This is a genomic window from Pseudomonas sp. R2-37-08W (assembly GCF_003851705.1).
In the GTDB taxonomy this organism is placed as follows: Bacteria; Pseudomonadota; Gammaproteobacteria; order Pseudomonadales; family Pseudomonadaceae; genus Aquipseudomonas.
Genome location: NZ_CP027728.1, coordinates 2,998,581 through 3,018,071 on the forward strand (window position 1 = coordinate 2,998,581; position 19,491 = coordinate 3,018,071).

Here is a 19,491-nt window from a genome sequence, read left to right on the forward strand (position 1 = left end):
AGGGTGTTCCTAGGGGAGGGGGGAAGTGCGGGTTTTTATAGAGGACTTGTAGAGGCTTGGCACCTACAAGATCTTGTAGTGCGTTCTATGCTCCATTTTTACTGAACTACCGAAACCCATAACGATCTAGCGTCCATTGCAGGCTCAGAAAAGATTTCCGGGTGAAATGAGATTTATCTGAAGTGGAACGCCGTCTCAGGCAGAGTGGGCCCCAAGACGGTGAAAACAGATGCGTTCCAATCAGGTGTTTGAGGAATGAACGATGTTGAATTTTGAAGAGCGCCCCAGGGAAGCGCGCGAGCCCAGCGAGTACGAGAGCCTGGTCGCGATGGGAACCCGCACGCTCGATGCCATTCCTGGGGCTATCTACCTATGTGACCGTGATGGGTGGCTCATCAGGTTCAACAGCGAAGCGGTCGAGCTGTGGGGAAGGACCCCAGCGTTGGGGCAGGGCGGCGACCGTTTTTGCGGTTCTTATCGGCTTTATTCCACAGATGGCACGCCGTTGGCCGTTGACGAATGCCCGATGGCCTCAACCCTCAACGCGGGCCAGTGCGCGCGTAACCAGGAAGTCTTGATCGAGCGCCCTGACGGATCGCGATTCGTGGCACTCATGAGTATCCGCACGCTGAGAGACCGGGAGGGACACATCCAGGGCGCAATCAACTGCTTTCAGGATGTCTCGACGCACCACGCCATCGCCGAGGAGCTGCGACGCAAAAGCTGCGACCTTGAGGACTTTTTCGAAAACAGCGCCGTGGGCCTGCATATTGTCAGCGGCCAAGGCATCATCCTGCGGGCCAACAAAGCCGAGTTGTCGCTGCTGGGCTATTCAGCGGACGAGTACATCGGCCGTCACATCACCGAATTCCATGTGGATGAGCCGGTTATCGGTGACATCCTCACCAAGCTTGGCAGCGGCGATTGCCTGAACAGCTATCCGGCGCGCCTTAAAGCCAAGAACGGCACCATCAAGCATGTCGCGATTACCTCCAATGGGCGCTTTGAAAACGGCAAATTCTTCAATACCCGTTGTTTCACTATCGACGTGACCCGCGTGCACGACGCCGAAACCGAGCGCCAGGAGAGCGATGACCGCTTGGCGGCGACTTACGAGGCGGCGACCATCGGCATTGCGGAAGCAGGGGAGGACGGTCGCCTGCTGCGGGTGAACGATGCCCTGTGCACCATGCTCGGTCGGTCTCGCGAGCAACTGCTGGCGATGACCTTCCTGGACTACACCCATCCAGACAGTGTCGAGCAGGACGCGGCGTTATACGCACGGCAGGTGGCGGGCGAACTGGACAATTACGTGTTACGCAAACGTGCCGTAAAGCTCGATGGCCAGCCGATCTATCTGGATATTCACAGCTCATCGGTAAGGGCTGCCGATGGCAGGTTCCGCTACGGCGTACGGGTCATCCAGGACGTGACGCTGGCCCGAGAGATGGAACACCGCGTGCGCGAAAGCGAGCGACACATGCGCAACCTGCTGGAGGCGCTGCCGGCGGCCGTCTACACCACCGACGCCGAAGGACGTATCAACTTCTATAACGGCGCGGCCGTCGAGTTGTCGGGGCGCACACCGCAACTGGGCGACCTGTGGTGCGTCACCTGGAAACTGTTCAACACCGATGGCACGTATCTGCCTCACGACCAATGCCCCATGGCCGTGGCGCTCAGGGAAAATCGGCCGGTACGGGGCGTCGAGGCCATTGCGGAACGCCCGGACGGCACGCGCGTGTCCTTTGCGCCTTATCCGACCCCTCTGCACGATGCCGACGGAAACCTGATCGGTGCGATCAACATGCTCGTGGACATTACTGAGCGAAAGCAGGCAGAAGACCGACAGAAAAACCTGATCGATGAACTCAATCACAGGGTCAAGAACACCCTGGCCACAGTCCAGTCCCTGGCGGCGCAAACCGCGCGCAGCGCGCAGGATGCCAACGAAGGTTATGTCCGCTTCGAAGCCAGGCTGCTCGCGTTGTCGCGTGCCCACGACCTGCTGACGAAGCGGCATTGGGGCCAAACGCCGCTGAGCGTGCTCGCCCATGAAGTGCTAATGCCGGTATTCGGCGATGAACCTGGGCGCATCATGATCGCCGGTGATGCCATTGATGTGGACACCCGCGTCGCCCTGAGCCTCACCATGACCCTCAATGAGCTGGCAATCAACGCCCTGAAATACGGTTCGATGTCGAACGAGACCGGGACACTTTACGTGAACTGGAGCGTTCAACCCCAGCCGGACGGCGCGCTACTCACCCTGGACTGGCGCGAGGAGGGCGGCCCTGCAGTGATCACGCCAGAACGCAAAGGGTTGGGTTCGCGTTTGATGCAGCGCTGCATCGAGCGTGATCTAGACGGTTCTTTTGAACTCGACTATGCCCATGAGGGCGTTCATTGCCGCTTCTCGTTTATGGTCGTTGAGAACACACCATGACCGTGTTCCCAGGGATCAGGGTGCTGCTGGTTGAAGACGAAGGCGCCATCGCGATGTTGATCGAGGAAATGCTCGAAGACATGGGATGCACGGTAGTCGCCTCCGTGGCCCGACTCGCGAAGGCACTCGAAAAGGCCAGTGTGCTCGACGTAGACCTGGCGATTCTGGACGTGAACCTGGCGGGAGAACGCGTGTTTCCGGTTGCCAGTGTTTTGCGTGCACGCCACATTCCGTTTTTATTCAGCACGGGGTATGGAGCCAGCGGTTTGCCGGAAGAGTTTGCTGACTGCCCGGTTTTGCATAAGCCGTTCGCGGAAAAGGATCTTCGGTTGAAGATCGTGCTGACGTTGAATGAGGCGTGATCAGAGCGCGGTTTATTGACGTCAAATCATAATTGTGTAGGACGCCATTCAGTTGCCCGATTGTCCGCCGATACCTATTCAAGTCGTATCCGTTGGCGGTAAACCGAGGGTCAGTCCATGTTCAATAAAACTATAAAAGATGAACTGGAGGCCAGGAAGGCTGAAGTAGTGGGTTACAAGGGATTGTTCGAAGCACTGGGCCGCTCTATGGCGGTGGTCGAGTTCGATCTGGACGGCAAAGTGCTGCGAGCCAACGATAACTTTCTCGTCACCATGGGCTATAGCGCTGACCAATTGCTTGGTAAGTCGCATCGAGACTTCTGCCCCCTGCGTTAACTCGCAGCGCGGATTACAGCCAGTTTTGGGCGCAACTGCGTGCCGGTACATTCGTGTCGGGGACTTTCCAGCGAATTAACGCGATGGGGCAGAATGTCTGGCTTGAAGCCAGTTACAACCCGGTGCTCGACGAGCGCGGCCAAGTGAACAGGATCGTCAAGTATGCATTGGACGTGACTGAAAAAGTCGCTCAAGAAGCGCTGGCGCAGGGCAAGCTGGCCGCGCTGGATCGCGCCATGGCTGTGATTGAGTTTGACCTCACGGGCAATATCCTCTCGGCCAACGACAACTTTCTACACACCATGGGCTACAGCCTGAACGAGCTCAAGGGTAAGCACCACCGGCTGTTTTGCGAGCCAAGCTTGGTCAATAGCAGCGAATACAGCGACTTCTGGCGTCGATTGAATGCCGGCGAGTTTTTCAGTGGCCAGTTCAAACGTATCGGCAAAAACGGACGGGTAGTCTGGCTGGAAGCGACCTATAACCCGGTGTATGACGCTGACGGCAAATTATCGAAGATCGTCAAGTTCGCCAGTGATATCACCGCGCGCATCGAGCGCTTTGAAGAGGACTCGCGCGGCGCTTCCCGGGCGTACCATATTTCCGCCGAGACCGAGAAAGTCGCCGAACAGGGCGCCCAAGTCATCCAGGAAACAGCCAGAGAGATGCGCCAGATAGCCGAAAACATTGGCGCGTCGGCGCGGCTGGTCGGTCAGCTGGGTGACCGTTCCGAACAGATCACGGCCATCGTCAATACCATTCGCGGTATCGCTGATCAGACCAACCTGCTGGCCCTCAACGCCGCCATTGAAGCAGCCCGAGCGGGCGATCAGGGCCGAGGCTTTGCGGTAGTGGCCGACGAAGTCCGACAGCTGGCGGGACGCACCAGTCGCTCGACTGCGGAAATTGCCGAAATGATCGGCAAGATCCTTTCCGAAACCCGTGATGCCGTCGCCAGCATGAACGCTACTCAAGAGGGCGCGCAACGCGGCGTAGGCCTGGCTGATCAGGCTGGCTCGGTGATATTGCAGATCCGCAGCGGCACCAGCGACGCCGTCGCGGCGGTGAGCATGTTCGCCTCCAAACTCGACGAGTCAGAAGTGATTCCCAAAACTGCTGTGAGTTGGGTTGGGTAAGAGGTTAGAGCAGGTGTGCACTTAAATTGTCAGGGTACGGGTCATGCCCATTCATGCGTGTAGACTCGCGCATGATTGCTTGAAGCCGCGCGAGCCGGGGATGCGGGTCGAGGTTTCGCTGTGGTGGCCGATGAAGTGCGCACCCTCAACGTAATGTGCTCGCAAAGGCACAACTTGGAAGTCATGAATGTCCTTGGAGGAGGGGAGTGCTAGGCGTTAGCCGGACGCAAGCGCGTGGACGTGCTAATGGCAGTCAGATATTGTCGCAAGCATGAGAACGCGCAGGTAGCGTGACGAATCATGAAAGGGATGAGTGCGATGATTTACCAATGCAATGGATGCAACAGAACTACCTTTGAGATCGCATGCCCGTGGTGCATGGGCTCTCAAGTTTCACCGTCATCAGAGATCACGTTGCGACACCTCACGCCACTGGATCCTTCGTTTTATCCCGACTTTCAATACAGATCCAAGGGCTTGATTCAGGACTTTTTCGGGAAGAAGAAGGAGCAAGCCCAGCTCAACGATCTTTTGAACAACGTCTTGAGGAAGTACGCGGAGCTGAAGCAGCCATACTTCACGAACTTCATTCACACGACTCGTGAAAGCGCAGGTAGCAGCGATGACGCGGGCGTACCTGGGCCACGATTGGATGGTGTGTATAGCGAGAGGGAATTGTTCAGGGAAGTCTTGATACGCAAAGGCTTTGACGAGCTTGAAGGGCTACCATCTCTCTTGGACAAGCTTTTGCAGACCACCGCCTTCAACTCTGCCTATCTGGGCTTCTCCAGAGAGTTGACCAGACACATTCGAACTGACCTTGCCGACACCTTACGTTCTTGGATTGAAGAGGCAGGGACGACGTTCAGGTCTGACTTGGCTTTGTTCTATTACTACCTATGGGAAAATGACGTTCCATTCCCCAATGTTCAATTCAACCCCCAATCATCGACCACATCCGGGGTTCCACTCCTGCCGCTGCAAGCCTTTCGAAATGGTCTGAGCCTCTGCGAGGAAATCTATTTCGATATCCTCGTCGAGCGGCTGGGATCGCAGCTCGAGCATTTCAATCCGAACCAGTTCATCACCATGTACTTGGTGGATGCCATGGACGGGTTTCAATTCGAAGCATTCCTGGTTGAGATCTTCCAAACGATCGGCTACGACGTCAAAGAGACCAAGAAGACGGCTGATCAAGGTGCCGATCTTTTTGTCAGTCGCTTCGGTAAAAACATGGTCATCCAGGCCAAGAACTACTCTGGCTCAGTCGGTAACGCGGCTGTGCAGCAAGCCATTTCCGCTAAGGCCTTTTACGGTTGCGACGAGGCCATGGTTGTCACCAATTCCTACTACACGAAGTCCGCCAAGGAGTTGGCCAGCACAGCAGGCGTTCGGCTGATCGATCGAGATGGGCTTCAAAGCTATCTGGATGACTACAATCAAAAGCTCATAGAGGTTTTCCAGGCCGAGGAAGAAAGTGCTTAAAAGTAGATGCCTTTCGGGGCAAAAACTTTAGCCCAGCGACGTCGGTGCGGTTTCGAGATCCGTGACAATAAAGACGATGCAGATCTCGACCATACCGTAATGCTTATTTTACAAGTGGGCGATGTCAGATGTTCATAAGACGCTCCCCAGCGCACTGCACTTGGCTCAATAGCTCAAAACGAATGCGATTGTTCATCGAGTTATGTTCATGGACGAGATTTTCCGCTCGTCTGGTCGATCCGAACTAGCGAATTCGAACCGTGAAGATTGAACTGGCGCGGCATCACTTTGTAGAAGGTGGCGTCAGTGGCCTGATTGAAATTCGCGAAGGCGATGCACTCGACAGCCTTGCCAGCAACCTGCCGCGGACGGTCGATCTGTTGCTGCTCGATGGCGCCAAGGCGTTGTATGGCGACGTATTGAGTCTGGTTGAAAAACACCTGCGCCCCGGTGCACTGGTGATCGCCGACAACACTGACTATTGCCCGGAATACCTGGCTCACGTGCGCTCGCCGCAGAACGGTTATCTCAGCGTGCCGTTCGGCGATGACATCGAAGTATCGATGCGTCTGGGCTGAGTCATCACCTCGCCGGGCCTCGGGCGGCGACCCGGCGTCGCCTCAGCGCGAACGATCAGATCGCTGCCCTGGCGGGGCGGACAGCCTCAACCAGTTGAAGGTAGTTGCCCAGCATCGCCAGGCCTTGCTGGGTCATCACTGACTCGGGATGAAACTGCACGCCATAGATCGGCAATTCCCGGTGCCTCAGCGCCATGATCTCTCCCGGGTTGCCGTCGTCATCCAGCGCATGTGCCGTTGCGATCAACGGGTCGGGCAGGGTGCCTGCCACCAACGAGTGATACCGGGCGACTTGCAATCCGTCGGGCAGGCCGTTGAACAAGTCGCGACTGTCGTGACGGATACGCGACACTTTCCCATGCAGGACCTGGCGGGCCCTGCGCACCTCACCGCCAAAAGCGGCGGTTATACACTGATGACCCAGGCAGATGCCCAGGATCGGCAAGCGGCCCGCAAAGTGCTGGTGACCGTGCGCCCGGTCATTGCCTGGAAGTCCAGCCCGCGTGTCGCACCGTCGTAATGGAATTGCAGTGCCGAATGCACCATTCCTTGAGCGTGAACCCTCGAACCAACACCGCTTTCGGTCAGAATCTTCACCGTGGCAGGGGTGATCTGGCCGGCGCGACTCCGCCCCTCGACGTAATCCCTTGAGCGACTTTCAACAATCACGTTGCTTATGTTCATCAGCGAGAGAAGTTGCCCCCAACATCAATCCCGCCGGGCCCGCTCCAACGATTGCAACCTTTGTCCGCATGGGTTTGTCCCTCTGCTCTGAGTTATAAGGCTTGAATATAATTCAGCAATAGCTATTGATCACGTCTAATACTTCATCAGCGCGTTATCGAGCGATTTGATTTCCAGTCACTGTTTAAGGGTTACCGGATTTATGTATCCGTCACACCTTTGACAATCATCGTTTCTTTGTAATGACATCACTAATGTATTGATGCAAGTCACGCAGATCATTCACGCTCCAGGCATGTGGCGGTATCTTCACGCCATTCTCTCGCAACGTTTTTGGAATCAGGCTTCCACTGGGGCGAAGTATTATTGAGGACACAATCACGCCCGGATAATCATTGAGACGCTTCTTGAACGCAGCCGTTGTAAGGTCTGGCGTTGGTGGATTGCTTTTATTGGCCAGCGGCCCTGTTCCCTTGATGTCGGGGCCGTGACACACGGCGCATCGCTGTACAAAAAGGGCTTTTCCGTTGGCGTTGTCGGCAAAGGAAAGTGATGTCTGAAGCAGCGATAAAAATCCTAGTAAACCGATAAGTGATCTTTTCATTTTTCTGTGGCCTTGTTGATCCATCAAGTCGCAAGCGACACCGCCATGCATCGCGCTATCTCTGTGGCCAGAAGTCGCAAATGTACCGATGTTGATTCATGAGGCCGATAAAATTCGTCGCGCGCTTCAGAAAAAGAAACGAGCGGCGCGTCGTTACGCATATGTTCGAACGTCATTCAAGGATTCGTCATGAACACTATGGACATAGCCCGTTGAGAGAGTAGGCGTCAACAACGAATTCGTCGAATCAGTCACTTAGGCAGCTCATGAACATTTATGACATGGCCTGTCGTTTAACATAATATACATTATGCGTAGTTTCGTTTGCTGGGCTAGGGCTGCGTCTGCGCTACGCGCTCTGTGACAGTCACATTGAACAGCTATATCTTCCTTGGAATCAGCTTAGCCAATTGCCTCTGCCACCATGAGTCACTCGTCTGCACCTGTAATTTCTGACAGTAGACAGGCGTTTCATTACGCATAGACTCATAAGGCACGTTGATGAAACGCGCGCCAGAGCAACGCTCTGGTTTCGATCACCCTTCATGGAGTACTTGATATGTTTCAGCCGCCTAAAGATTTTCTTTTCAAACAATGGGCTCAGCGCGGAGCGACCATCCGGGCTGATGGGTCACTCGTTGATCCTGTGACGCCTCCTCCAGAGGAAGCCGCCAACATCCCGGGATGGATAGTTGAACACTATGCGACCGATCGGGGAGCCTTATCATTCGTAAAACCTTCAAATTGGAATGCTGCTACTGATCCCCTGGAACAATGTGCTATTTTTTCCTTTAAGAGTGACGAAACATTGACACCTAGTCATATCGAAGAAGCTAAGGTGGCGATATATCATGACGGATCCATGATCCCCACATTCAACACAAACAATTGATCGTCGAAGCTGTGCTCCTGATTTTCTTTCAGGAGCCAGCCGTTATGATGCGCCCCGACACCAAAGTTGAAAAAGTGTACCTCTACCCCAAGCCCGTAGACCTCCGAAAATCCATCGACGGCCTGACCGCTCTGGTTGAGTTGGATATCAAAGTCGCGGTGTTCGATCCGGTGCTTTTCGTTTTTCTCAATAAAACCCGTAATCGGGTCAAGGTGTTGTATTGAGAGCGCAACGGCTTCTGTCTTTGGCTCAAGCGCTTGGAAGCTGAGCGCTTCAAAACCTCTCCCGACGCGACCGACGAGATCATTGTGCTGACGGTTCAGGAACTGAACTGGTTACTCGATGGTTTTGATCTGTGGCGCAACTGTCCTCATCAAGTTTTGACGCCGCGATTCGTCGCGTAGCTGGGTATAATCCAGGCATGGTCGACAAATTTGTCATTACAACAGTCCTTTCACTCATTTTTGTTCAGTTCTTAGACACCAAAGCCAGGAGCTTCGCAACGCTGGAGCCTTTGATTTACGTGGCTTGTTACCGATTACACGTGTCTACTGCAGCTTTGCAAGATAACGAACATGCTTGGAAGATAGCGACTAAGGATGAACAACCCCTAGTTCATTTAATGCGCTACCCTCCCCCATTAATAGCCAATTATTATAACTAAACTAAATGACTATTTAGTATAGTTATATCTACCGACCGCTAATCAGCAGAAAAACCTTCAATAACCACCCGCCGCCGTCATCGCTCCGCCCACGATCGCAATTCCTGAACTACTGCCCAAACGTGTCGCCCCGGCTTCAATCATCTTTAAAGCCGTCGGATAATCGCGCACACCGCCGGACGCCTTTACACCAACCCCTGCGCCCACGGTCTGGCGCATCAGTGCCACATCTTCGACTGTCGCGCCGCTTCGGCTGAAGCCGGTGGAGGTCTTGACGAACGCCACACCCAAGTCGCGGCAGATTTCGCAGGCCCGGACCTTCTGCTGGTCGTCGAGCAGACAGGTTTCCAGTATGACCTTCAACGGCACGGCGCCGCAGGCCTCGTGGACCAGGGCGATGTCTTCGCGCACGGCGTCCAGCAGCCCGTCTTTCAACCATCCGATATTGAGCACCATATCGATCTCCCCTGCCCCGGCGGCAATTGCCCGTTGGGCTTCGAAAGCCTTGGTGTCACTCAGACCGGCCCCCAATGGAAAGCCCACAACAGCACAAATCACTACGCTTTTATCGGTCAGGCATGACGCGGCGTAAGGTACTTGACCCGAGTTCAGGCACACGGAGTAAAAGCCGTGTTCGCGGGCCTCTTCGCACAAGGTTCGGATCTGTTCACGGGAGGCGTCGGGAGCCAGCAGGGTGTGATCGATGTACTTGGCCAATGCTGCGGGTGGAAGATTGTTCATTTAACGAGCCCTTGCCTGTATGTTGCCAATGATCGTGGCGCGCGTGTCACGGTGCGCATATAAAATAGTTACAATAATAACATTTAATGTTACTTATTTAACAACAACAATCAACCCCTGGAATACTCGTGGACAGTAGAAAAGCCGAGCGACTGAAGCTCATTCAACAAGCCTTGCAGGACCAGAACGCCATTCACTTGAAGGAAATGGCCGCGCTGCTGGAGGTTTCCGAAATGACCCTGCGCCGCGATCTCAACCACTTCAGCGATCATTTGCGCCTGCTGGGCGGCTACATCACGCGAGTCGGCAACGAGGCCGGCGATTATCGCGTGGCGGAGCAGGACACGCGTCACGTTGAGGAAAAACGCCGCATCGGAAAGCTCGCTGCCCAGTTGATCCAGGCCGGTGACACGGTATTTTTTGACTGCGGCACCACCTCGCCTTTTGTGGTTGATTTCATTCCCGATGCGCTGGAGTTCACGGCGGTGTGCAGTTCGCTGAACGTGCTGCTCAAACTGCAGAACAAGCCCAATTGCCACATCGTGTTGTGCGGTGGCACCTTTCACCGCAAGAACCAGGTTTTTGAAAGCCGCGCCGAAAGCAGCATCCTCGACAGCGTGCGCCTGACATGGGCCTTTGTGACCGCCGCCGGCGTCAGCCAGGAATTCGGCGTGACGTGCTTCAACTTCAACGAAGTCGAGGTCAAGCAAAAGGTCATACGCCAGGCCCAGCAGCGCGTGCTGCTCGCCGATTTCAGCAAGTTCGACACGGTGCGCACCGCTCATTTCGCCACCCTGGAAGACTTTCATTACGTGGTCAGCGACAAGAAAATCCCCCGTGGCTACAAGGAGGTCATCCAGGCCAACGGCGCGCAATTGCTGGTCTAACCCAACAGCTTCCGCCGCTCCTGCGCACTCAAGTAACCGGTGGTGACACTGAACGAAGCGCTGGCTCCAGCCGCCAGCACACGCACGTGACCTTTGGCTTTCTCGGCGTTATAGCCCTCGGGTTCACAGGTGGACGGCAGAACGAACGCCGCCACTTGCTGATCCGGCGTGTACAGGATCCAACGCGCGGCGTGCTCGAACTGTTCGGGACGGTAACGGGTGTAAAACGCCGCGCCATCGGGATGATCGAGTAGAAAATGCGCCTGGCCCGCGGCGTCAGTGGCAACACCATCAAAGAAAAACACGATCTCGGGGTCGTACAGTGACGGCTGTTCAAGGCAGGCCAACTGAGTCGGGTGCTCGGCCAGTCGGGCCATGTAGGCGCTCCAGGCTGGCGTCGGCTTGACGTGGTCCGGCACGCTGGTACGCAGGCGCAGGCGTTGCACGCCCAATGGTTCGACAAACCGCGCACCGGTCACAAACGCGTAGTTCATGTGGGCCATGTACATCAGGTCCATGGGCTTTCTGGCCAGGTTCGTCACGTCCATATCGATATCGAACAAGGCCGAATCGGCGCGCAATGTGACGCTGGGACAAGCCAGGTAACGATCGCCGAACCCCTTGGCGTACTGATACGAGCCGCCCAGGCGCACAAAGCCCTCGCCCACTTCCAGCCAGGCCGTGTCCAGGGGCGCGCAGGGCATTTCGCCGTGCAAGGCGTGCGTGTCGTCCGGTGTCGGGCAACCATTGCGCAGCAGGCCACTGTGAAACATGAAGCAGCCATACGTGTCGATGACCGTCGGGCTGGGCCGAGGTTGCTCGAACAGGTTGTTCATGGTCAGGTTGCAACCGTCGAACTCGGCTGACCAGATCATCTGTCCTTGATAAGGCAATACCACCAGCTTGCCACGGCTGTTCTCCAGACTCAGGGCCAACACACCGGACGCATAGGTCCAGGCACTGACCTTGAATGCAGGGGATTGCAGGAGGATCTTTTCCTGCTCGCCAAACACCGCTCGGTACAGTGGGATACGTGTATTCATGAGGCCACCGCCCCGGTGGCGCCCGCCGGTAAGGTGCCGGGTTGGCGCATGCACTTGAGCGCATACATCACGATCACGATAAAGCACAGTAACGGCACGCTGTAAGCCAGTTGCATGTTGCCGCCGCTGGCGTCGGACAGCAGGCCCTGGAAGATCGGGATCACCCCGCCGCCTACAATGCTCATCACCAGCAAAGAGCCACCGACACCGGTGTCTTCACCCAGGCCATCGATGGTCAGGCCGTAGATGGTCGGCCAGCAGGGGCCGAGGAAAATGCTCACGCCGACTGCTGCATACACCGCCGAAATGTTCGGCACCAGAATGGTATAGGCCAGCAGCACGATACACAGCACGCCGTAGATCGCCAGGACCTTGGCGGGGTGCAGCCGCCGCATCAACAGGTTGGCGATCAGCTTGCCGACAAAATACGCGGCAAAGGTGGTCAGCAAAAACCAGGAGGCGCTGCGCTCGTTCATACCGCCCATTTGCATGGCCAGGCGAATGGTGAAACTCCACACGCCGACCTGGGCGCCCACGTAAAGAAACTGCGCCAATACGCCAAAGGTAAAGCGTGGGTTGCGCCACAGCCGGCCCAGGCTCTGACGCAGACTGCCGGGCTTGCTGCCAGCGGGCTTATTGCCCTTGCAGGCGGGAAATCGCGTAATGGCGATCAGGATAAAGATCAGCACCAGCACGGCAATCATCCACTTGTAGGGCAAGAGCGTGGACTGGATCATTTGCAACTGTGCAACCGCCGCCTCGGAAGCGCTCATCTGCGTCAGTTGTTCCGTGGTGGCGTCCGTGTCCTTGAACATCACAAAGCTGCCTACGTACACCCCGGCCATTGCGCCGAATGGGTGGAAGGTTTGCGAAATGTTCAAGCGTCGGGTCCCGGTTTCCCGTGGCCCCATCAGTGTCGAATAGGTGTTGCACGCGGTTTCAAGGAACGACAGCCCGGCCGCTATCACAAACAGCGCCAACAGGAACATGCCGTACTTGGCCGTGGACGCCGCCGGAAAAAACAACAGGCAGCCGAACATATACAGCAGGAGGCCGATCAGGATCGTGCTCTTGTAGCTGAAGCGACGCACCACCATCGCGGCCGGGATCGCCACGAAAAAGTAGCCCAGGTAAAACGCCGACTGCACAAAGGCGGTCTGGAAATCACTGAGCAGAAACGCTTTCTTGAAATGGGCGATCAGCACGTCGTTCATGCTCGCCGCCGCCGCCCACAGCGCAAAGATGCTGCACAGCAGGATAAAGGCGAACCAGGGCGTGCGGTTCAGGTAGAAGCCATCGGGAGTCGGTTGCAGCGCAGGTTTGTTCATTATTGTTCTCCGGGCTGGGTGAGGTGTTACCGCTGTTGCTGGAAACGCGTGAACGTTTCGTGGTCGGGATAAGACGTTTGCGTACCCAGCGCCATGACCGAGCACGCGGAATACGCTACCGCCTGTTCAATGGCCTGGCGGATATGGCCGTCGCGGTTCCAGTGGTGAATGAAGCATCCGATAAAGGCATCGCCAGCCCCCGTGGTATCACGGGCCACCACCTGTACGCCGGGCACATGGAATTCGCCCTCTTCGCCCACGTACAACGCACCGTGCTCGCCAAGGGTGACGATCACGTGGCGAATACCGCTGGTGACCAGGCTGCGCGCGGCGGCCTGGGCCGAGGCCGGCGAGTTCACGACGTGACCGGTGATCAGCGCCAGTTCCGATTCGTTGGGGATCAGGAAGTCCAGCTGCGCCAAGTGCTCGGTGCTCAACCCGGGCAGCGCCGGTGCCGGGTTGAGCAGTACTGCGATAGCGTGTCGGTGAGCGAATTCGATGGCGTGGTAGACCGTCTCCACGTTGATTTCCAACTGCAGCACGATCAGCGTGCACTCACGCAGGTCCGCTGCAGCGGCATCGATGTCCGCCGGCGACAGATGCGCATTGGCTCCTTTGACGATCAATATGCTGTTGTGCGAGTCAGTTCGCACGAAGATCGGCGCGACGCCGCTGGAAACACCCGGCACGCGCTGCACGTAACGGGTGTCGATGCCAAAGCGTTGGAAGTTGGCCACGGTGTTGTCGGCAAACATATCGTCGCCGACCTTGCTCAGCATCAGGACATCAGCCCCCAACTTGGCGGCCGCGACGGCCTGGTTGGCCCCCTTGCCGCCGCAACCGAGGGCAAAACCCGGCGCTTCGAGGGTCTCGCCCTGGGCCGGCATGCGGTCGATGTAGGTAATCAGATCAACCATATTGCTGCCGATGACTGCGATCTTGCTCATTGCTATTCCACCTTGTTACGGCACGACGAGGCAAAGCGTGCCGCTCTTGTTTTGTTATTTAAATAACATTAGGTGTGAATATTCAATCTTTTTTTGTGGGATCGAATCAATTTTGCCGGATGGTTTTACCCGGTTCCCCTTTCTGCGGACAAAAAAAACCGGCCTCAGAGGCCGGCCGTTGATCAACAGGTCTACACGCTGAACCGATCCACCGACTGCGACAGTTTCCCGGCCAGGCCGGCCAGCTCATCGGTGGTCGCGGCTGTTTCACCAATGACGCGGCTATTGTTTTGCGACATACCGGCGATCATCTCCACCTGGTGGGCGATTTCGTTGCTGGCCAAGCTCTGCTCGCCGATGGTCCGGGAGATGTCGTTGACCAACTCCGTGGTGCTCAAGGTGGCCTGCAGAATCTCGCGAATGGCACGCTCCACATCGGCGGTCACGGCCATGCCTTTGTCCACCTGGGCGACGCCCTCCTCCATGCTGGTCACCGCTTCCCGGGTGCTTTGCTGGATACGCCCGACCATGCTGGCGATTTCCTGGGTGGAGGCGCTGGTGCGGCCGGCCAGGCTGCGTACTTCGTCGGCAACGACGGCAAAACCGCGCCCTTGTTCACCGGCGCGGGCGGCTTCGATGGCGGCGTTGAGGGCCAGCAGGTTGGTTTGGTCGGCGATGCCCTTGATCACTTGGATGATGCTGTAGATGGCCTCGGATTCCTTGTCCAGGGTGCGAATGACCAGAGCCGATTGCTGGGCGGAACGAGCAATGCCGTCCATGTCGCTGACCACTTGGTGAATCACCCGGCCGCCGTCCTTGGCCAGGGCTTCGGCCTGGTTGGCCATGTCCAGCGCGCGCCCGGCGTGGCGGGTGATTTCTTCGATGCTGGCGGTCATTTCGCTGGCGGCGGCGGCCATGGTGCTGGCGGCGGCGCTTTGTTGCTGGCTGCTGCCGGCGACTTCATGGCAGCCCTGGCTCAGTCGTTCGCTCACGCCATTGACGCCGTGGGCATTGCTGCGCACCACGTCGATCATGCCGCGCAGGTCGCGCTGCATGGTGGCCAGGCTGCGAATCAATGAACTGGCTTCGTCCTTGCGGCTGGGCTCGACAATCGGCTCGCTCAAGTTGCCGCTGGCGATACTCGCGGCGATGCGGCTGGCAGCCTGCAGAGGTCCCATGATGCTGAGGATTACCCAGCGTCCCTGGGCCAGCAGTAGCAACAGGCTGGCGATCAGTACCGCGCCCAGGATTAGATTGGCGTTATGGATGGTGCGTTGGGTAGCCTCGCCGGTGCGTTCGGTATGGCTTTCGATCAACTCACTGAAGGCGCCCATTTGATCTTCGAGCTGGCTGAAGGCTTTATTGAAAGTTTCAAGCTCCCCGCGAGCGCCTTCGGGGTTGCCCAAGGCCAGCGCGACGATACGCTCGGCGGCGCTGATGTAGGTGTCCAGGCTGGGCTTGATGTTGTCGAGGTTGGTTTTGAGCGTGGCTTCCAACGGCAACTTGAGGTTGTCCCCCAGTACCTTGCGAAAGTTCTCGGCGTGCTCCTTGAGCGAACTATTGACCTCTGCGGCGGTGGTGGTGCTTTTGCCCAGGCCCACCAGCATGGCGGACAACACATCGGCGCGCAGCGCGTCATGCATCATGTCGGCTTCCATGTGGTTGCGCAAAACGGTCATGCTGACCTCGTTTTCCTGCACGGCAGCGCTCATCTGTCGGTTTCCAAGGTAACCGGCCAGGCTCATGACCAGGGCGGTCAGCAACCCGGTCGCAATCAACAGCGTTAAGCGTAATTTGATCGTCATGCGGATATCCCCTTACCCAAGCGCCGATGCGTCGTTACTAGCGTTATCGGCATCACTGGCTGTTAGTGAAGCTCAAGTTTGCGGATCTGCGCGGATACCTTAAGCTGGGCGTCTTTTGCTTGCCCCGGGACACCCATGCCTCAACGTATTGCCCACCTCGCCTTGCTGCTGGGGTTGATCACCGCCATCGGCCCGTTCGCCATCGACAGCTACCTCCCCGCCCTGCCCACCCTGGGCGCCAGCCTGCAGGCGTCGCCCGCCGCCGTGCAGATGAGCCTCACGGTATTTTTCATGATCATCGGCGTCTGCCAGCTGTTCTACGGGCCGCTCAGCGATGTGTATGGGCGCAAGCCGCCGATCTACGCCGGCCTGGTGATTTTTGCCGTGGCCAGCGTCGGTTGCGCGTTGGCGCCGACCATTGAAGTGCTGATCGGGTTTCGCGCCCTGCAAGCATTTGGCGCGTGCGCCGGCATGGTCATCCCGCGGGCGATCGTGCGCGACCTCTATACCGGCCATCAAGCCGCGCGCTTGATGGCGTTGCTGATGCTGGTGATGAGTGTGTCGCCGATCCTCGCCCCCCTGGCCGGCAGTGTGGTGATTTCACTCTGGAGCTGGCGCGAGGTGTTCGCCGTGCTGGCGGTGGTGGCCGTGCTGTGCCTGGTGATGACCGTTGTACAACTGCCCGAAACCCACCCGGCCGAGCGGCGCCTGGGCAAAACCCTGGGCGGGGCGATCCGCAGCTACGGCGCGCTGCTGCGCGATCCGGTGTTTATCGGCCTGGCAGTGGTCAGTGGCTTTGGCCTGGCCACGTTCTTCGTGTTTATCGGCAGTGCGCCATTTGTGTATATCCAGTATTTCGGCTTGACGCCAACCCAGTTCAGCCTGTGCTTTGCCGTCAACGCCGCCTCGTTTTTCGCCATGAGCCAACTGACAGCCCGCCTGAGCGCGCGCTTTGGCCTGGCACCGCTGATTCGCTGGTCGGTAATTGCCGTGGCGGCCGTGATGGCGCTGCTGGCGGCCACCACGCTGTGGGGCGATAACCTGGCGTTGATGATGACCCTGCTGTTTGTCGGCTTCGGCTTTCTCGGCCTGTTGTTGCCGGCCGCCGGGGTGTTGTCGCTGGAGGATCACGGTGCGGTGGCAGGGTCGGCGTCGGCGTTGCTGGGCGCGATTCAGATGGTTACCGCCGCTGTGTCGATGACGCTGGTGGGGTTGTTCGCCGACCATACGCCCGCGCCAATGCTGGTGGGCATCGCGCTGTGCGCGGCCGCCGCCCTGCTCACGGTGATATGGACGCTGCGCCGCTTGCCGCCGCACCTGGCGAATGCTTGAACCTTACAAATCGAAGCGATCCACCGCGCGCCGCCGCTCATTGTCGTCACGCACGTCATAGCTGGCGGTGGTCTGGATGTTGGTGTGATGGGCCAGCTTCTGCGCGATCGACAGGTCATGCTCCTCGATCACCCGGGTAATGAACGAGCGGCGAAAATCATGGGGCATGATCTTCACGCCCACCTGGTCCCCGCGCTGGCGAGCGATGTAGTAAATCGCGTGCTTGGTGATGCGTTCACGGGTGATATGGCTGCCGCGACGGATTCGGTTGAACAGGAACGGGTCGTCCTGTTCGCCTTCCTTGAGTTGCCCGCGACGAAACTCCAGCCAGGCCTGCAGCTTGGCGAAGGCCCAGTCCGGCGCGTATTTGATCAGCTCTTTATTTCCCTTGCCGATCACGCGCAAGCTGCGCTGCTCAAAGTCGACCTGCGCCAGATCAAGGTTGACCGACTCCGACTTGCGCATGCCCGAGCCGTACAGGATGCCGATCACGGCGGCATCGCGCAGGCCTTGCGGGCGCGGGTCGGCGGCGCAGACCTCCATCATTTCGCGGATCAACGTGCGGCGCAGGTTACGGCCCTGCCCCAGGCGTGTACCGGACGCGGCCTTGACCGAGCGCATCTTCAACAAGTGTTCCTGGCTGATCAGGCTCATCCGCCATGCTTCGTTCATCACCCCGCGCACCGCATTCACATACAGCGATGAGGTGTTCGGCGCATAGCCGTCTTCGCGCAACGCGGCGACCAGGGCGATCACCTGTTCGGGCTGCAGCAGGTGCCAGTCGATGTCTTCAAGGTTGACCTCTTCAAAGCCCAGGCGGTCGGCGGCGTCCTGCAGCACGTAGCGCATGGTCAGCTGGCTGGAGGGCGCCAGGCGGGTGAGGTAGAGGGTCAGCGGGTTGCGGATGGACTCAGTCAAGATAGTTCAGCCTTTGGATTAAATATCACGAGCAATCTATTGATTAATCGCGATATTTATTGAATTGGCGAGGGCCGAGTCTAGCGCAGTCTTGGCACTGCCATCAAATCACGGCGCCACGTCATCCTCTTGCGTGGGCTGCTGGGGTTGGGTCTGGGACTGGCTCCAGTCGGCGTCCTGTTTTTTCATCAGCGCAAACCAGTGCTGACGCATGAACGCCAGGTAGCGGTCCGGTGCCTTGGCAAAATCCTTCTCGTCGCCGTAGCAGCCCGGCAGCGGCAGTTCGGTGCCCTGCTCTTTGTACTGGCTGACCAGCGCCTGCTGCGCGGCAACACTGCAATCGGTCGGCAACGGCATGCCGCGCAGGGCGCCGGCGTCTTCGTCCCACCAGGCTGCGCCGTAACGGTCGACGCCGCGCAGGCGATACTTCTCGGACTTGCCCGCGTGCATGATCAGCTTGAATTCATTGGGGCTCACGTCGCTGGTGCAGGTGCGCGAGTAGCCAACAGTCGCCTGGGTCGTGCCGTCACCCAGAAGGTCGGTGACTCGGGTGGCTGCCGTGTCAAAGTGCAGCCCGGCGTCGAATTCGCACTGGCGAACATCGTCGTAAAGCATCCACACGCGCTTGGGATGCTCGCCGGCCAGCAAGTACTGGGCCGCATAGACAAAGGCCGACTGGGTGCCATCGTCGTCCCGCTCGCTGACCTGCTCGGCCAGCACCAGCAGGTTCTTGCCCTGGCGGTCGTCCCAGGTATAGGCGGCGACCTGCTTGCCGTGTACTTCGACGCCTTCCGGCACCTGATCAACGCTGGCCAGGGCCACGCCCTCATCGGCCCGCACTGTCGTGACCCAGGCAACGCACACCAACAATCCGATCAACACCGGCCGCAACTGGCCGCGTAAAAGCTGCACGCTATTCATCCGAGTACCCTGGCAAGAGATGGCTTACTTTACCGGCACTTGAAGGGCAATGCAGAGAAGATTGTTGAATAGAGGCAGTGGAGCCATCACGTGCGCCGATCACGTGAACCAAATACGTGTCAGCCCGTTCCTATTCGGCTGAACATTCACAGGGTTTAACACCTTGGCCACATAGCTGAACACTGGCTGTCTACCTGTCAAATAAACGAGTTTTTCATCCGCCTTTCATATTCGTTGAACATTTTTGCGCTTAACCTTATAGGCATCACTTCAGAGCAATCCGGGGTTTATCGACTAACCTATTGATTACACTTTATCTTTAGCGCGGCTTTGTCATCTGCGGGCTGTAGTTTTGCCCAACAAACGCTGCAGTTTTCGCGCT

The 19,491-nt window shown here is 57.7% G+C and carries 17 protein-coding genes and 7 pseudogenes; 13 read left to right on the top strand and 11 right to left on the bottom strand.

Annotated features, from left to right (window positions below; genetic code table 11):
* Positions 1 to 262: 262 nt before the first annotated feature.
* The 8 genes and pseudogenes from C4J93_RS13740 to C4J93_RS13765 all read left to right on the top strand — a co-directional run.
* Complete coding sequence (locus C4J93_RS13740) at positions 263 to 2,446, top strand: PAS domain S-box protein (protein ID WP_124429631.1); 2,184 nt, start codon at positions 263 to 265, stop codon at positions 2,444 to 2,446.
* Positions 2,443 to 2,808 (top strand): response regulator, encoded by a 366-nt coding sequence (locus tag C4J93_RS13745; RefSeq protein WP_124429632.1) that lies wholly within the window; start codon positions 2,443 to 2,445, stop codon positions 2,806 to 2,808. The genes C4J93_RS13740 and C4J93_RS13745 overlap by 4 nt, the downstream gene beginning before the upstream one ends.
* A 117-nt stretch (positions 2,809 to 2,925) precedes the next feature.
* Positions 2,926 to 3,144 carry a PAS domain-containing protein gene (locus C4J93_RS27710; RefSeq protein WP_256660070.1) on the top strand — a complete coding sequence of 73 codons (219 nt, stop codon included), beginning with the start codon at positions 2,926 to 2,928 and terminating at the stop codon, positions 3,142 to 3,144.
* A gap of 53 nt (positions 3,145 to 3,197) precedes the next feature.
* Positions 3,198 to 3,644: pseudogene (locus C4J93_RS27715) on the top strand (PAS domain-containing protein); the annotation flags it as partial.
* A 159-nt stretch (positions 3,645 to 3,803) separates the two neighbouring features.
* Positions 3,804 to 4,280, top strand: a pseudogene (locus C4J93_RS27720) (methyl-accepting chemotaxis protein); the annotation flags it as partial.
* Between the two features lie 78 nt (positions 4,281 to 4,358).
* Positions 4,359 to 4,427 (top strand): annotated as a pseudogene (locus C4J93_RS27725) (methyl-accepting chemotaxis protein); the annotation flags it as partial.
* Positions 4,428 to 4,598: 171 nt separating this feature from the next.
* The gene (locus tag C4J93_RS13760) at positions 4,599 to 5,765 is read left to right on the top strand and encodes a restriction endonuclease (RefSeq protein WP_124368967.1); all 1,167 of its coding nucleotides are present in this window, start codon (positions 4,599 to 4,601) and stop codon (positions 5,763 to 5,765) included.
* A gap of 246 nt (positions 5,766 to 6,011) precedes the next feature.
* Positions 6,012 to 6,343, top strand: a pseudogene (locus C4J93_RS13765) (O-methyltransferase); the annotation flags it as partial.
* Between the two features lie 55 nt (positions 6,344 to 6,398).
* Here the strand turns inward: C4J93_RS13765 and C4J93_RS13770 are convergent.
* Positions 6,399 to 6,779: an aminodeoxychorismate/anthranilate synthase component II gene (locus C4J93_RS13770; protein ID WP_256660190.1), complete on the bottom strand. Its 381-nt coding sequence runs from the start codon at positions 6,777 to 6,779 to the stop codon at positions 6,399 to 6,401.
* On the opposite strand from C4J93_RS13770, the gene C4J93_RS27415 reads away from it, so the two are divergent.
* On the top strand, positions 6,702 to 6,863 hold the full coding sequence (locus C4J93_RS27415; protein WP_256660198.1) for a hypothetical protein: 162 nt from the start codon (positions 6,702 to 6,704) through the stop codon (positions 6,861 to 6,863). The two genes, C4J93_RS13770 and C4J93_RS27415, sit on opposite strands and share 78 nt — an antisense overlap.
* Before the next feature lie 17 nt (positions 6,864 to 6,880).
* Here the strand turns inward: C4J93_RS27415 and C4J93_RS27730 are convergent.
* Both C4J93_RS27730 and C4J93_RS13780 read right to left on the bottom strand, forming a co-directional pair.
* A pseudogene (locus C4J93_RS27730) lies at positions 6,881 to 7,027 on the bottom strand (FAD-dependent monooxygenase); the annotation flags it as partial.
* Between the two features lie 226 nt (positions 7,028 to 7,253).
* Positions 7,254 to 7,631: a c-type cytochrome gene (locus tag C4J93_RS13780; protein WP_124430877.1), complete on the bottom strand. Its 378-nt coding sequence runs from the start codon at positions 7,629 to 7,631 to the stop codon at positions 7,254 to 7,256.
* A gap of 559 nt (positions 7,632 to 8,190) precedes the next feature.
* Between C4J93_RS13780 and C4J93_RS13785 the strand changes: the two genes are divergently transcribed.
* Positions 8,191 to 8,523 carry a hypothetical protein gene (locus tag C4J93_RS13785; RefSeq protein ID WP_124429635.1) on the top strand — a complete coding sequence of 111 codons (333 nt, stop codon included), beginning with the start codon at positions 8,191 to 8,193 and terminating at the stop codon, positions 8,521 to 8,523.
* A 47-nt stretch (positions 8,524 to 8,570) separates the two neighbouring features.
* A pseudogene (gene tnpB / locus C4J93_RS27420) lies at positions 8,571 to 8,927 on the top strand (IS66 family insertion sequence element accessory protein TnpB).
* A gap of 317 nt (positions 8,928 to 9,244) precedes the next feature.
* On the opposite strand, the gene deoC reads toward tnpB, so the two are convergent.
* The gene (gene deoC, locus C4J93_RS13795) at positions 9,245 to 9,928 is read right to left on the bottom strand and encodes a deoxyribose-phosphate aldolase (protein WP_124429636.1); all 684 of its coding nucleotides are present in this window, start codon (positions 9,926 to 9,928) and stop codon (positions 9,245 to 9,247) included.
* A 128-nt stretch (positions 9,929 to 10,056) separates the two neighbouring features.
* Between deoC and deoR the strand changes: the two genes are divergently transcribed.
* Positions 10,057 to 10,815 (top strand): DNA-binding transcriptional repressor DeoR, encoded by a 759-nt coding sequence (deoR, locus tag C4J93_RS13800; protein WP_124429637.1) that lies wholly within the window; start codon positions 10,057 to 10,059, stop codon positions 10,813 to 10,815.
* Here deoR and C4J93_RS13805 read toward each other — a convergent pair.
* From C4J93_RS13805 to C4J93_RS27740, 5 genes and pseudogenes are all read right to left on the bottom strand, one after another.
* On the bottom strand, positions 10,812 to 11,858 hold the full coding sequence (locus C4J93_RS13805; protein WP_124429638.1) for an aldose 1-epimerase family protein: 1,047 nt from the start codon (positions 11,856 to 11,858) through the stop codon (positions 10,812 to 10,814). The two genes, deoR and C4J93_RS13805, sit on opposite strands and share 4 nt — an antisense overlap.
* The gene (gene fucP, locus C4J93_RS13810; RefSeq protein ID WP_124370750.1) at positions 11,855 to 13,186 is read right to left on the bottom strand and encodes an L-fucose:H+ symporter permease; all 1,332 of its coding nucleotides are present in this window, start codon (positions 13,184 to 13,186) and stop codon (positions 11,855 to 11,857) included. Before fucP ends, C4J93_RS13805 begins: the two co-directional genes overlap by 4 nt.
* Before the next feature lie 26 nt (positions 13,187 to 13,212).
* Positions 13,213 to 14,133, bottom strand: a complete 921-nt coding sequence (gene rbsK, locus C4J93_RS13815) for a ribokinase (RefSeq protein ID WP_124429639.1) — start codon at positions 14,131 to 14,133, stop codon at positions 13,213 to 13,215.
* A 191-nt stretch (positions 14,134 to 14,324) separates the two neighbouring features.
* Positions 14,325 to 15,188, bottom strand: a complete 864-nt coding sequence (locus tag C4J93_RS27735) for a methyl-accepting chemotaxis protein (protein WP_372238019.1) — start codon at positions 15,186 to 15,188, stop codon at positions 14,325 to 14,327.
* Positions 15,189 to 15,230: 42 nt separating this feature from the next.
* Positions 15,231 to 15,938: pseudogene (locus C4J93_RS27740) on the bottom strand (MCP four helix bundle domain-containing protein); the annotation flags it as partial.
* Positions 15,939 to 16,073: 135 nt separating this feature from the next.
* Here C4J93_RS27740 and C4J93_RS13825 point away from each other — a divergent pair.
* A complete protein-coding gene (locus C4J93_RS13825; protein ID WP_124409955.1) occupies positions 16,074 to 17,270 on the top strand; it encodes a multidrug effflux MFS transporter in 1,197 nt (398 codons plus the stop codon).
* A 3-nt stretch (positions 17,271 to 17,273) separates the two neighbouring features.
* Here the strand turns inward: C4J93_RS13825 and xerC are convergent, their stop codons facing one another.
* Together xerC and C4J93_RS13835 are read right to left on the bottom strand one after the other, a co-directional pair.
* Entirely contained in the window at positions 17,274 to 18,188 is a 915-nt protein-coding gene (gene xerC / locus C4J93_RS13830; protein WP_124429640.1) for a tyrosine recombinase XerC, read from the bottom strand.
* A 108-nt stretch (positions 18,189 to 18,296) separates the two neighbouring features.
* Positions 18,297 to 19,109 (bottom strand): M949_RS01915 family surface polysaccharide biosynthesis protein, encoded by an 813-nt coding sequence (locus tag C4J93_RS13835; RefSeq protein WP_124429641.1) that lies wholly within the window; start codon positions 19,107 to 19,109, stop codon positions 18,297 to 18,299.
* Between the last annotated feature and the right edge of the window lie 382 nt (positions 19,110 to 19,491).

Excerpts from the sequence above, each read along its gene's own strand:
- deoC (WP_124429636.1), bottom strand. The coding sequence starts at position 9,928 with ATGAACAATCTTCCACCCGCAGCATTGGCCAAGTACATCGATCACACC.
- C4J93_RS13785 (WP_124429635.1), top strand. The coding sequence starts at position 8,191 with ATGTTTCAGCCGCCTAAAGATTTTCTTTTCAAACAATGGGCTCAGCGC.
- C4J93_RS27415 (WP_256660198.1), top strand. The coding sequence starts at position 6,702 with ATGCAGGACCTGGCGGGCCCTGCGCACCTCACCGCCAAAAGCGGCGGT.
- C4J93_RS13740 (WP_124429631.1), top strand. The coding sequence starts at position 263 with ATGTTGAATTTTGAAGAGCGCCCCAGGGAAGCGCGCGAGCCCAGCGAG.
- C4J93_RS13805 (WP_124429638.1), bottom strand. The coding sequence starts at position 11,858 with ATGAATACACGTATCCCACTGTACCGAGCGGTGTTTGGCGAGCAGGAA.
- C4J93_RS13835 (WP_124429641.1), bottom strand. The coding sequence starts at position 19,109 with ATGAATAGCGTGCAGCTTTTACGCGGCCAGTTGCGGCCGGTGTTGATC.
- C4J93_RS13745 (WP_124429632.1), top strand. The coding sequence starts at position 2,443 with ATGACCGTGTTCCCAGGGATCAGGGTGCTGCTGGTTGAAGACGAAGGC.
- C4J93_RS13825 (WP_124409955.1), top strand. The coding sequence starts at position 16,074 with ATGCCTCAACGTATTGCCCACCTCGCCTTGCTGCTGGGGTTGATCACC.
- C4J93_RS27710 (WP_256660070.1), top strand. The coding sequence starts at position 2,926 with ATGTTCAATAAAACTATAAAAGATGAACTGGAGGCCAGGAAGGCTGAA.
- C4J93_RS13760 (WP_124368967.1), top strand. The coding sequence starts at position 4,599 with ATGATTTACCAATGCAATGGATGCAACAGAACTACCTTTGAGATCGCA.
- C4J93_RS27735 (WP_372238019.1), bottom strand. The coding sequence starts at position 15,188 with ATGCAGCGCGACCTGCGCGGCATGATCGACGTGGTGCGCAGCAATGCC.
- fucP (WP_124370750.1), bottom strand. The coding sequence starts at position 13,186 with ATGAACAAACCTGCGCTGCAACCGACTCCCGATGGCTTCTACCTGAAC.
- C4J93_RS13780 (WP_124430877.1), bottom strand. The coding sequence starts at position 7,631 with ATGAAAAGATCACTTATCGGTTTACTAGGATTTTTATCGCTGCTTCAG.
- rbsK (WP_124429639.1), bottom strand. The coding sequence starts at position 14,133 with ATGAGCAAGATCGCAGTCATCGGCAGCAATATGGTTGATCTGATTACC.